This is a genomic window from Corynebacterium jeikeium (assembly GCA_003955985.1).
Lineage (GTDB): Bacteria > Actinomycetota > Actinomycetes > Mycobacteriales > Mycobacteriaceae > Corynebacterium > Corynebacterium jeikeium_D.
Genome location: CP033784.1, coordinates 1515436 through 1527911, shown reverse-complemented (window position 1 = coordinate 1527911; position 12476 = coordinate 1515436). Strand labels below are relative to the sequence as shown.

The 12476-nt window shown below is 55.4% G+C and carries 6 protein-coding genes and 3 rRNA genes; 8 read left to right on the top strand and 1 reads right to left on the bottom strand.

The genetic code is table 11. The features are described from left to right. Nucleotides 1-31: 31 nt before the first annotated feature. Nucleotides 32-1300: a tyrosine--tRNA ligase gene (locus tag EGX79_06750; protein AYX81901.1), complete on the top strand. Its 1269-nt coding sequence runs from the start codon at nucleotides 32-34 to the stop codon at nucleotides 1298-1300. A 289-nt stretch (nucleotides 1301-1589) separates the two neighbouring features. Here the strand turns inward: EGX79_06750 and EGX79_06745 are convergent, their stop codons facing one another. Beyond that, nucleotides 1590-1868 carry a hypothetical protein gene (locus EGX79_06745; protein AYX81900.1) on the bottom strand — a complete coding sequence of 93 codons (279 nt, stop codon included), beginning with the start codon at nucleotides 1866-1868 and terminating at the stop codon, nucleotides 1590-1592. Nucleotides 1869-2613: 745 nt separating this feature from the next. Between EGX79_06745 and EGX79_06740 the strand changes: the two genes are divergently transcribed. The 7 genes from EGX79_06740 to EGX79_06710 all read left to right on the top strand — a co-directional run bounded on the left by EGX79_06740 (nucleotide 2614) and on the right by EGX79_06710 (nucleotide 12467). Continuing rightward, nucleotides 2614-4147, top strand: a 16S ribosomal RNA gene (locus EGX79_06740). A 374-nt stretch (nucleotides 4148-4521) separates the two neighbouring features. Then, a 23S ribosomal RNA gene (locus tag EGX79_06735) occupies nucleotides 4522-7617 on the top strand. 97 nt (nucleotides 7618-7714) lie between these two features. After that, nucleotides 7715-7831 (top strand): 5S ribosomal RNA (gene rrf / locus EGX79_06730). Together the 16S, 23S and 5S rRNA genes form the textbook arrangement of a ribosomal RNA operon. Nucleotides 7832-8681: 850 nt before the next feature. Beyond that, complete coding sequence (locus EGX79_06725) at nucleotides 8682-9689, top strand: iron ABC transporter substrate-binding protein (protein ID AYX81899.1); 1008 nt, start codon at nucleotides 8682-8684, stop codon at nucleotides 9687-9689. Between the two features lie 39 nt (nucleotides 9690-9728). Then, on the top strand, nucleotides 9729-10676 hold the full coding sequence (locus EGX79_06720) for an ABC transporter permease (GenBank protein ID AYX81898.1): 948 nt from the start codon (nucleotides 9729-9731) through the stop codon (nucleotides 10674-10676). After that, nucleotides 10669-11712 (top strand): iron ABC transporter permease, encoded by a 1044-nt coding sequence (locus EGX79_06715; GenBank protein AYX81897.1) that lies wholly within the window; start codon nucleotides 10669-10671, stop codon nucleotides 11710-11712. Before EGX79_06720 ends, EGX79_06715 begins: the two co-directional genes overlap by 8 nt. Beyond that, nucleotides 11709-12467, top strand: coding sequence for an ATP-binding cassette domain-containing protein (locus tag EGX79_06710; protein AYX81896.1), 759 nt, complete (start codon nucleotides 11709-11711; stop codon nucleotides 12465-12467). The genes EGX79_06715 and EGX79_06710 overlap by 4 nt, the downstream gene beginning before the upstream one ends. The last annotated feature ends 9 nt before the right edge of the window (nucleotides 12468-12476 follow it).

Genomic DNA, 12476 nt, shown 5'->3' with positions numbered 1-12476 from the left:
CGTCGGCAAGTGAAACGTTACGATAGGGGACGTGACTGAACAGAACATTATCGACGAACTACAGTGGCGTGGCCTGATTAATCAGTCCACCGATGTTGACGCGCTGCGCGAGGCGTGCGAAAACCCCATTACTCTGTATTGCGGTTTTGACCCAACTGGCGATTCGCTGCACGCGGGCCACCTGGTTCCGATGATTATGCTGCGTCGTTTCCAGCTGGCCGGTCACCACCCAATTGCGCTGGCCGGTGGCGCCACGGGCTTCATCGGCGATCCGCGTGATGTCGGTGAGCGTTCGATGCTCAGCCAAGACGCCATTGAGCACAACCTGGAGGCCATCAAGGGCCAGCTGCGTCGTTTTATTGACTTTGAGGGCGATGCCCCGGCGACAATGGTCAATAATGCGGACTGGACTATGAACATGTCCGTCATTGACTTCCTTCGCGATGTCGGCAAGAACTTCTCCCTCAACACCATGCTCGACCGCGACACCGTGAAGCGTCGCCTCGAGTCTGACGGTATCTCCTACACCGAGTTTTCCTACATGCTGCTGCAGTCCAACGACTACGTGCAGCTGCGCCGCAACTACGATTGCGTGCTGCAGATTGGCGGCGGCGATCAGTGGGGCAACATCGTCTCTGGCGTCGATTTGAACAGGCGTATCGACGGTGCCAAGGTGCACGGCCTGACGGTGCCGCTGGTGACCGATGCGCAGGGTCAAAAGTTCGGTAAGTCCACCGGTGGCGGCAAGTTGTGGCTGGACGCTGAGAAGACCTCGCCGTACTCCTGGTACCAGTACTTCCTCAATGCCGGTGATTCGGTTGTTATTGACTACCTGCGTTGGTTCACCTTCCTGTCTCAGGAGGAGATTGCGGAGTACGAGGTCGCTGTTGCGGAGCGTCCATTCAAGCGTGAGGCGCAGCGTCGTCTGGCGCAGGAGATGACCAACCTGGTCCACGGCGAAGAGGCCACCAAGGCAGTTGAGCTGGCAGCGCAGGCCCTGTTTGGGCGTGCTGAGCTGACCGAGCTGGACGAGGCCACCCTGGCAGGTGCCGTCTCTGAGACTGAGGTTGCGGAGATCGCTGAGGGCGAGCCGCGTACTGTTGTCGACCTTCTCGTCGCTGCGGGTCTTGCCAAGTCGAAGGGCGAGGCACGCCGCACCATTAAGGAAGGTGGCGCGTACGCTAATAACCAGCGCATCGAGGACGAAGCGTGGGAGCCAGCTGCCGAGGACCTGCTGCACGGCAAGTGGATCGTGCTGCGCCGCGGTAAGAAGAACTTCGCTGGTGTGAAGTTCGTGTAGGTGCTGGTTGGTCTTTGTGTAGGCGCGCTGCTGATCTCTCAATCAATTGGTGTTTATGCAGCTTGATTCTTTTTAGGTAGCTGGGCTAAGGCTCCGGGCAGGCGAAGGGTTCGATGATTTCAGAATCATCTGCTCCTGGTCAGCTTGGAGCCTTAGTTGTTTTAAAGGGAGCGTAGAAGCCGAAGCAAAGGTGGTAGCGATGAGTCCAAGACATGAAAACCGTGCTGGACGGGGAGGCTCGTTGATGGGTCGGATTATCGCGCGTTTCTCGAAGAAGTCTCAGCGTGCGTCAGAAACGGGCTCCGAACAAGCCCACGATTTTCAGGGTGAGGTTGCTTCTCGGCGGGTGAGCCCGCAGAGCACGCCAGGCCGATTGACGGTTGAAAACCCAAATGTGTTCTACACCGTTGAAGATAGGCAAAATGAAATCGTTATCCGTGAATATGATGCCTTCATCGGTGGCCTTTCCGACATGGTCGGACTGGAGGATGAATTCCAGCGGAATTTTTACGACCGTGAAGTCATTGTCAGGAAAACCACGGACAGTCAGCGAAAGGAGCGAATACATTCTTCCAGAGAAGCCTTCGAGGATTATCACCGAAGACTTCGTGGACAGTAGCTGTAGCTCTTCTTGGGTTTCATCAAAGGAGAGGACTGGCAGCTTCTGGTTAACAACTCTTTTGAACAGATGGGACGTTGATTCACGTCTGTCGACCTGGGGTTTTGTGTCTTTGGGTGGGGTGTGTGTAATGTATTCGGAGGTCAGCGTGGCCAGGCAGTTTATGTGTTTGGTTGGCTGATGTGGGGGAAATGTTTTCGTGCGGTTAGCCGCTGGGAGTCGTTGGTTTGACTTTCTGGTTAATTGTTTGTTAATGTTTTCTCTCGCTGCTCACGTGGTGGTTGCCCTGGTTTGGGGTGGTTGTCTTCGTGGGTGTGTGTTGTGTGAGAACTCAATAGTGTGCCGATGTACTAACTAATACTTTTTTGGGAAAGTGCTTGTTTGGTTGTCGTTTGCGTGTGTGTTGCTGGTGGGTGCCGGGGGCCTTTGTTTGTTTTGGGTCCTTTTGTGCTTGCGGGTGATGGATTGCGTGGCGGCGCCTTTGTTTGGGTGCTTTTCGCGTGGTTTTTTCATTTGTGGGAAAGATCATGGTTGTTCTCTTCTTTTTTGGCCTCGTCGGTTCGAAGGGGAGAACGTTTTATTTTTGGATAACGGCCAGGCCGCATGCATTGTTTGTGTGTGGTGGTTGTTTGTCTGTTTTTGTCAGGTTTTTGGGCCTTTCATTGTTTTTTTGATTCTTCTGATTTGAAGGGTTTTTGATGGAGGGTTTGATCCTGGCTCAGGACGAACGCTGGCGGCGTGCTTAACACATGCAAGTCGAACGGTAAGGCTCCAGCTTGCTGGGGTACACGAGTGGCGAACGGGTGAGTAACACGTGGGTGACCTGCCCTGCACTTCGGGATAAGCCTGGGAAACTGGGTCTAATACCGGATAGGACCGCACCGTGAGGGTGTGGTGGAAAGTTTTTTCGGTGTGGGATGGGCCCGCGGCCTATCAGCTTGTTGGTGGGGTAATGGCCTACCAAGGCGGCGACGGGTAGCCGGCCTGAGAGGGTGGACGGCCACATTGGGACTGAGACACGGCCCAGACTCCTACGGGAGGCAGCAGTGGGGAATATTGCACAATGGGCGGAAGCCTGATGCAGCGACGCCGCGTGGGGGATGACGGCCTTCGGGTTGTAAACTCCTTTCACCATCGACGAAGGGTTTCTGACGGTAGATGGAGAAGAAGCACCGGCTAACTACGTGCCAGCAGCCGCGGTAATACGTAGGGTGCGAGCGTTGTCCGGAATTACTGGGCGTAAAGAGCTCGTAGGTGGTTTGTCGCGTCGTCTGTGAAATTCCGGGGCTTAACTCCGGGCGTGCAGGCGATACGGGCATAACTTGAGTACTGTAGGGGAGACTGGAATTCCTGGTGTAGCGGTGAAATGCGCAGATATCAGGAGGAACACCGGTGGCGAAGGCGGGTCTCTGGGCAGTAACTGACGCTGAGGAGCGAAAGCATGGGGAGCGAACAGGATTAGATACCCTGGTAGTCCATGCCGTAAACGGTGGGCGCTAGGTGTGGGTTTCCTTCCACGGGATCCGTGCCGTAGCTAACGCATTAAGCGCCCCGCCTGGGGAGTACGGCCGCAAGGCTAAAACTCAAAGGAATTGACGGGGGCCCGCACAAGCGGCGGAGCATGTGGATTAATTCGATGCAACGCGAAGAACCTTACCTGGGCTTGACATATACAGGATCGCGCCAGAGATGGTGTTTCCCTTGTGGCTTGTATACAGGTGGTGCATGGTTGTCGTCAGCTCGTGTCGTGAGATGTTGGGTTAAGTCCCGCAACGAGCGCAACCCTTGTCTTATGTTGCCAGCACGTTGTGGTGGGGACTCGTAAGAAACTGCCGGGGTTAACTCGGAGGAAGGTGGGGATGACGTCAAATCATCATGCCCCTTATGTCCAGGGCTTCACACATGCTACAATGGTCGGTACAGTGGGTTGCCAGTCCGTGAGGGCGAGCTAATCCCGCAAAGCCGGTCTCAGTTCGGATCGGGGTCTGCAACTCGACCCCGTGAAGTCGGAGTCGCTAGTAATCGCAGATCAGCAACGCTGCGGTGAATACGTTCCCGGGCCTTGTACACACCGCCCGTCACGTCATGAAAGTCGGTAACACCCGAAGCCAGTGGCCTAACACATTTTTTGTGGGGGAGCTGTCGAAGGTGGGATTGGCGATTGGGACGAAGTCGTAACAAGGTAGCCGTACCGGAAGGTGCGGCTGGATCACCTCCTTTCTAAGGAGATTATTTTTTCTTTGTGTCATGTGTCATCGTGTTGGTGGCGTGTGGCTATTTTTTGTTTTTTGGGTGGAACACCTACTGGTTAGATCACTGAAGTGGTGGTCTGCGCGTGCGTGTGATGACTTTAAGCGTTTGTGCTTTCCTTTTTGTGTTGGTTGGTTGTTGGTGCGCTGTTGGGTGTCTGGGATGACACATGTTGTTGTTCCTGTTTACAGGTTGCTGCGTGCTGCGGGCAGGCTGCTGTTGTGGTGGTTTGTGTGTGGTGTGTGGGTGTTGTGTGAGAACTGGATAGTGGACGCGAGCATCTTGTTTTTCTGTAAGTTCGATTTTGTCAAGCAGTTTTTCTGTTTGTGATTGTTCTTAGTTATTTGTTTGTGTGTTGTGTTGTAAGGGCGCATGGTGGATGCCTTGGCATAGTAGGCCGATGAAGGACGTGAGAGGCTGCGATAGGCCTCGGGGAGCTGCCAACTGAGCGTTGATCCGAGGGTGTCCGAATGGGGAAACCTGGCCGTCGTTGTGGGCGGTCGCCGTTAGATGAATTCATAGTCTAATTGGTGGTTACGCGGGGAAGTGAAACATCTCAGTACCCGTAGGAGTAGAAAACAATTGTGATTCCGTTAGTAGTGGCGAACGAACGTGGATGAGGCTAAACCGCGTGCGTGTGATACCTGGCAGGGTTTGCGTGCGTGGGGTTGTGGGGATGCACTTTGCAGGGTCTGCTAGCCCTGCGTTGTGTTGTGTGGGTGTAGCGGAAGTGGATTGGAATGTCCTGCCGTAGACGGTGAGAGTCCGGTACGTGAAACACCCGTGCGTGCAATTGGTGTGTTGCCCGAGTAGCAGCGGGCTCGTGGAATCTGCTGTGAATCTGCCGGGACCACCCGGTAAGCCTAAATACCTGCTTATGACCGATAGCGGATTAGTACCGTGAGGGAATGGTGAAAAGTACCCCGGGAGGGGAGTGAAATAGTACCTGAAACCATGTGCTTACAATCCGTCAGAGCCCTTTTTTGTGGGGTGATGGCGTGCCTTTTGAAGAATGAGCCTGCGAGTCAGCGGCATGTCGCGAGGTTAACCCGTTTGGTGGGGTAGTCGTAGCGAAAGCGAATACTAACTAGTGTGTTGTCAGTGGCATGTCCTGGACCCGAAGCGGGGTGATCTACCCATGGCCAGTGTGAAGCAGAGGTAAGACTCTGTGGAGGCGCGAACCCACTTAGGTTGAAAACTGAGGGGATGAGTTGTGGGTAGGGGTGAAAGGCCAATCAAACTCCGTGATAGCTGGTTCTCCCCGAAATGCATTTAGGTGCAGCGTCGTGTGTTTCCTCCTGGAGGTAGAGCTACTGGTTGGTTTAGCGGGACTATCATCTTAGCGACATCAGCCAAACTCCGAATGCCGGTGAGGTCAGAGCACGGCAGTGAGACTGCGGGGGATAAGCTTCGTAGTCGAGAGGGAAACAGCCCAGATCGCCGGCTAAGGCCCCTAAGGGTGTGCTAAGTGGAAAAGGATGTGGGATCGCGAAGACAACCAGGAGGTTGGCTTAGAAGCAGCCATCCTTGAAAGAGTGCGTAATAGCTCACTGGTCGAGTGGTTCTGCGCCGACAATGTAGTGGGGCTCAAGTACACCGCCGAAGCCGCGGCAATCACCTTTTGGTGGTTGGGTAGGGGAGCGTCGCGTGACTGCTGTGAAGCGCTGGGGTAACCCTAGTGTGGAGTGTGCGCGAGTGAGAATGCAGGCATGAGTAGCGAATGAGGAGTGGAAAACTCCTCCGCCGAATGACTAAGGGTTCCTGGGCCAGGTTAATCCTCCCAGGGTGAGTCGGGACCTAAGGCGAGGCCGACAGGCGTAGTCGATGGATAACGGGTTGATATTCCCGTACCCGTGTGTCCGCGCCCATGGTGAATCAGGGATACTAACCCACCTGAACACGCGCCGTTTACTAGCCTTTTAGGTTGGTTGGTGTGTGTGATGCTGGGGACCTGAACTGGTAGTAGCCAAGTGATGGGGTGACGCAGGAAGGTAGCCGTGCCACGTGATGGATATCGTGGTGTAAGCGTGTGGCCCGTGTTCTAGGTAAATCCGGAGCACATATAGGGTGAGGCGTGATGCGTACCCGTATTTGGGGAAGTTGGTGATCCTATGCTGCCGAGAAAAGCCTCTAGCGATGTGGATATACGGCCCGTACCCGAAACCGACACAGGTAGTCAGGTAGAGAATACTAAGGCGATCGGGAGAACTGTGGTTAAGGAACTCGGCAAAATGCCCCCGTAACTTCGGGAGAAGGGGGGCCATGACTGGTGACCGACGTGGTTGAGCTGGTTGTGGCCGCAGAGAATAGAGGGAAGCGACTGTTTACTAAAAACACAGGTCCGTGCGAAGACGGGTAAGTCGATGTATACGGACTGACGCCTGCCCGGTGCTGGAAGGTTAAGAGGACCTGTTAGACCCCTTTGCGGGTCGAAGCGGAGAATTTAAGCCCCAGTAAACGGCGGTGGTAACTATAACCATCCTAAGGTAGCGAAATTCCTTGTCGGGTAAGTTCCGACCTGCACGAATGGCGTAACGACTTCCCTGCTGTCTCAACCACAGACCCGGCGAAATTGCAGTACGAGTAAAGATGCTCGTTACGCGCGGCAGGACGAAAAGACCCCGGGACCTTCACTATAGCTTGGTATTGGTGTTCGGTTCGGTTTGTGTAGGATAGGTGGGAGACTGTGATGCCTCAACGCCAGTTGGGGTGGAGTCGTTGTTGAAATACCACTCTGATCGTATTGGACATCTCAACCTCGGCCCGTGATCCGGGTTAGGGACAGTGCCTGGTGGGTAGTTTAACTGGGGCGGTTGCCTCCCAAAGAGTAACGGAGGCGCCCAAAGGTTCCCTCAGCCTGGTTGGCAATCAGGTGTTGAGTGTAAGTGCACAAGGGAGCTTGACTGTGAGACTGACAGGTCGAGCAGGTAGGAAACTAGGGACTAGTGATCCGGCACCGGCTTGTGGAAGCGGTGTCGCTCAACGGATAAAAGGTACCCCGGGGATAACAGGCTGATCTTCCCCAAGAGTCCATATCGACGGGATGGTTTGGCACCTCGATGTCGGCTCGTCGCATCCTGGGGCTGGAGTAGGTCCCAAGGGTTGGGCTGTTCGCCCATTAAAGCGGCACGCGAGCTGGGTTTAGAACGTCGTGAGACAGTTCGGTCTCTATCCGCCGCGCGCGTAGAAACTTGAGGAAGGCTGTCCCTAGTACGAGAGGACCGGGATGGACGTACCTCTGGTGTGCCAGTTGTCCCGCCTGGGGCATGGCTGGTTGGCTACGTACGGAAGGGATAACCGCTGAAAGCATCTAAGCGGGAAGCCTGTTCCAAGATTAGGTTTCTTTTGAGGTCCCCTATAGATGATGGGGTTGATAGGCCGGATCTGGAAGCATCGTAAGGTGTGGAGGTGACCGGTACTAATAGACCAAACATTCAACACACAAAGTGTGAATTACAGGGTTTTTGCTCGCGTCCGTTATTCAGTGTCTGGCATGACACCACCCACCCAAAGTTGTGGTGGGGATGGGTTGTTGCCTGGTTTTTGTCGGTGGTGTTAGCGGTGGGGTCACGCCCGGTCCCATTCCGAACCCGGAAGCTAAGTCCACCAGCGCCGATGGTACTGCACTCGGGAGGGTGTGGGAGAGTAGGTCGCCGCCGGCATAAAAAGTTTATTGTGTGGGTCGTTGTTGCCTTGCCCCTTGTGTGGGGTTGGGTGCTGCGGCCCACTTTTTGTTACCCACGAGTAAACGGGATTAAATAGGGGTTGGTCTGCTCGGTAGCGGAAGGCGGGCTTACCGGTGTCTTGAGGCTTAAGGGGGCAAAGGGTGTCCGGGTTAATGGACACAGGCGTGTCCGCTTAGAGGATCGCCCGGTTGGCACCTTTCGCTGCTTACCTCAATGTGAGTTACTGACTGCCTTTATGGCTGTCATTGGCGGGTGAATGCGGGGTTAGTTCCTGGGTCTATGGCAGCGGCTGTGGGCTAATTAAAGTTACTGACTGCGTTTATGACAGAAATAGCGCGAAAGATCGCTTGAAAGTGTCATAAACTCATACAGTTTCACGTTTGCAGCCCGTATTTATGCCTGCAGCCTGTACTCACACGTATAGCCTCCAATCGCGTGTACAGCCCGTATTCAAGCGCAGCCCATTCTCGCAAGCAAAGCTCGCAAGCTCATTGTCAACTAGGCCCAACTAGGCCCAACTAGGCCCAACTACGCCCAGCGAGACCCAAACATACGTCGATAGTGCACATGTTACCTTCCGTAGGGCACAAGTTACCCCCGTTAGCGAACGCTGCAATTGTGCCTTTACCAGCACAAATTAGCCAACGCTAAGCCAAGTTCGAAATATGCCCTAAATATTGCGTAATTTCATAACGTATTTACTTGTTAAATAGGGAACCCTAAGCTAATGTTTCACAGGTAATGATTACCTAAGTAAGTGATTGGGTAACGGCGTCTAAGTGGCGTTTGTTTAACAATCCTACTGTGACCGAAGGGATGCCTTTAAGTGGCGCGTTCTAACTCCGGCCGTATTCGCAATATCGTAGTTGCATCTGTTGCGAGCCTTGGACTTGTTCTTGGTGCTTGTTCTACTGATGCCGGTAACGAGGATAAGTCTGCAGCTGCAGGCAACGAGTCTACTATTACCGTTACTGATAATCATGGTGAGCAGACCGTACCTGCCGAGATTGACTCTGTTGTGGCCACGGATAACCGTTCCTTCGAGATGCTCGATCAGTGGGGTATTAAGCTGGCTGCAGCTCCTAAACCGATTATCCCGTTCACGGTTTCCGACTACAAGGACAATCCTGACGTTCAGGACATCGGCAATCACCGCGAGCCGAATCTCGAAATTGTTGCTGCTGCTGACCCGGACCTGATTGTGAACGGTCAGCGTTTCGGCAAGTACTACGATGACCTGAAGAAGCTCGCTCCGAACTCCGCGATTGTGGAGTTTGAGCCGCGCGAGGGCAAGCCGCTGGACGAGGAGCTCAAGCGGCACGCTAAGGGCCTGGGCGCCATCTTCGGTAAGGAGAAGGAAGCCGATCAGCTCATCGCAGACTTTGACAAGGCTCTGGAGCGCGCTCGCAAGGCTTACAACCCGGACGTGAAGGTCATGGCGCTGAACTCGTCGGGCGGCACCCTCGGTTACATTGCTCCGACTGTTGGTCGTACCTTCGGCCCGCTGTTCGACCTGATTGGCATGAAGCCGGCGCTGGAGGTCGACAAGGCCAGCGATGACCACCAGGGTGATGAGATTTCCGCCGAGTCCATCGCTGAGGCAAACCCGGACTTCATCATGGTGCTTGACCGCGATGCTGGCACCTCTGTCCGCGGTACCGATGAGTACCGTTCGGCACAGTCTGTGGTCGAGGAGGCTGCTCCGCTGAAGAACGTGAAGGCAGTCAAGGAGGGCAAGATCTACTACGCCCCAGAGGACACCTACACCAACGAGTCCATTATCACGTACACGGAGATTCTGAACGGGCTTGCCGACGCCTTCGAGCAGGCCTAATAGTTCTCTGACCAGTCACAGGAGTACCTCACCAACTCTATGCAGAAGTTACTGGATTCCCGACTAGCCATCGGGATTGCCTTTGTGGCAGTCCTGGTGGCTATGTCGCTGTTTGTAGGCCAATACGACATCCTGGGCGCCGACGACGGCTGGGAGATGTTCGCCACTACGCGTATACCGCGCACCATTGCACTAGTGCTCTCGGGTGCCGCGATGGCGATGTGTGGCTTGGTCATGCAGCTACTTACGCGCAACAAGTTCGTCGAACCCACCACCACGGGAACCACGGAGTGGGCTGGTCTCGGCCTGATTTTCGTGATGTATTTCTTTCCTTCGGCCTCGATGCTTGGTCGGATGGGCGGGGCAATCATCTTCGCTTTCATCGGCACGGCAGTGTTCTTCCTGTTCTTGCGCCGTGTCGCTTTGAAGTCAAGTCTGGTTGTGCCCATCGTGGGCATCATGTTGGGTGCGGTAGTCAGTTCGATTTCGACTTTCTTTGCGTTGCAGACGGACATGCTGCAGTCGCTAGGCGTGTGGTTCGCAGGCTCCTTTACTGCCATTTATAAAGGGCAGTACGAATTCCTGTGGCTGGTCGTCATCGTGGTTGCAATCGTCTTCGTATTCAGCGATCGGTTAACGGTTGCGGGGCTTGGTGAGGACATTGCCACCAACGTCGGTCTGAACTACAAGCGAATCGTGTTCCTGGGAACGGGGCTGATTGCAATCGCAACAGGTTTGGTCACCGTCGTGGTGGGCAACCTCCCATTCCTGGGGCTCATCGTCCCGAATATCGTCTCCATGTTCCGTGGAGATGATCTGCGCTCCAACCTGCCGTGGGTGTGCCTGGTGGGAATTGGCACCGTGACGATTGCGGACCTGATTGGCCGCGTCATTATCGCCCCGTTCGAGATCCCGGTATCGGTGATTCTCGGCATCCTGGGAGCTGCCATCTTCGTCTATCTGATTGTGGAGCGGCGTCGTGCTTAATCTCAGTTCAACTCACACGGTGGCCGACCAGGCCGGGCCGCAAACGACGTCGTTTAGCACGGCCGCCGCGGCGCGCAGGTACTGGATTATCATTGCTGCGCTGGTGGGCCTGGCGGTGTTGTTTACGGCGGGCCTGCTCGCGTGGGATAACCCGTTGCCGTTCGGTACGGATGGTTTTTGGCTGATTGCGCGCCGGCGTCTTGATGCCGTAATTGCCATGATCGTGGTTGCCTGCTGCCATGCCGTCGCGACGGTGGCGTTCCAGTCGATTGCGAATAACCGAATTATTACGCCGTCGATTATGGGTTTTGAGGCGCTGTACGTGGCTATCAGTACCACTGCGGTGTACTTCTTCGGTGCGACCGGCCTGATGAAAGCTGGCTCGGTTGGCGCGTTTGTGCTGCAGCTCGCGCTGATGGTGGGGCTGTCGCTGGTGCTGTATGCGTGGCTGCTGACCGGGCAGGGCGCGGATATGCACAGCATGCTGCTGGTGGGCATTGTCATCGGTGGCGGACTGGCTTCGCTGTCGACGTTCATGCAGCGCATGCTGACGCCTTCGGATTTTGACCTGCTGACGGCGCGGCTGTTCGGCTCTGTCAACAACGCGGACCCGGAGTTTTTCCCGGTGGCGATCCCGCTGGTGATCGCGGCAATCGTGGTGATTGCGCTGCATTCGCGGGCCCTCAATGTCATGTCGTTGGGGCGTGAAGTCGCGACGAATCTGGGCGTGAATTACCAGGTTCGGTCCATCACCGTGCTGGTTGCGGTGTCCGTGCTGATGGCAGTATCGACGGCTATGGTCGGCCCGATGACATTCCTCGGCTTCCTGGTCGCGACCATTGCGTACCAGGCTGCGGATACCTATGACCACCGCTTTGTGCTGCCGATGGCGGCGCTGATTGGCTACGTCACGCTGGCCAGTGCGTATTTCATCCTCAATCACGTTTTCTATGCCCAGGGCGTGGTGTCCATCATTATCGAGCTGGTTGGCGGTTCGATCTTCCTCTACGTCGTTTTGAAGAAGGGACGGCTATGATTCTCCTCGACAGTGTAAGCAAGAGCTATACCAGCGAGGTGTCAATTGGCCCCGTTGACCTGGAAATTCCAACCAACGCAATCACGGCTCTGATCGGCCCGAACGGCGCGGGCAAGTCCACGCTCTTGACTATGATTGGCCGCCTCCTTGCCGTCGATTCCGGTGACATCAACGTCGGTCCATACAACGTGGGGAAGACCAAGTCGAAGGATCTGGCGAAGGTGCTGTCGATTCTGCGCCAGGACAACCACTTCGTCACGCGTCTCACCGTGCGCCAGCTGGTCAGTTTCGGCCGCTTCCCGCACAGCCAGGGGCGCCTGACCGCTGAGGACGAGCGCATCATCTCCCAGTACATCGAGTTCCTCAATCTTGAGGCGCTCCAGGGCCGCTACCTCGACGAGCTCTCCGGTGGGCAGCGTCAGCGCGCGTATGTCGCAATGGTGCTCTGCCAGGAGACGGATTACGTGCTTCTCGACGAGCCGTTGAACAACCTGGATATTTCTCATTCGGTCGACATCATGTCGTACCTGCGCACTGCAGTGCGCGATTTGGGTCGAACCATGGTGGTGGTGTTGCATGACATCAATTTCGCGGCTCGCTACGCCGACTACATCTGTGCGGTCAAGGATGGCCAGATTGTAGAGCACGGCCTTACCGCAGAGCTGATGCGTTCGGAGGTTCTGAGCCCAATCTTCAACACTCAGATTGACATCGTCCAGGGCCCGCACGGCCCGGTCGCCTGCTACGGCTCTTAAGGCAATTCC

What these genes read in the sequence shown, in the direction of transcription:
- EGX79_06720 (AYX81898.1), top strand. Translation starts at nt 9,729, where the DNA reads ATGCAGAAGTTACTGGATTCCCGACTAGCCATCGGGATTGCCTTTGTG.
- EGX79_06745 (AYX81900.1), bottom strand. Translation starts at nt 1,868, where the DNA reads ATGTATTCGCTCCTTTCGCTGACTGTCCGTGGTTTTCCTGACAATGAC.
- EGX79_06710 (AYX81896.1), top strand. Translation starts at nt 11,709, where the DNA reads ATGATTCTCCTCGACAGTGTAAGCAAGAGCTATACCAGCGAGGTGTCA.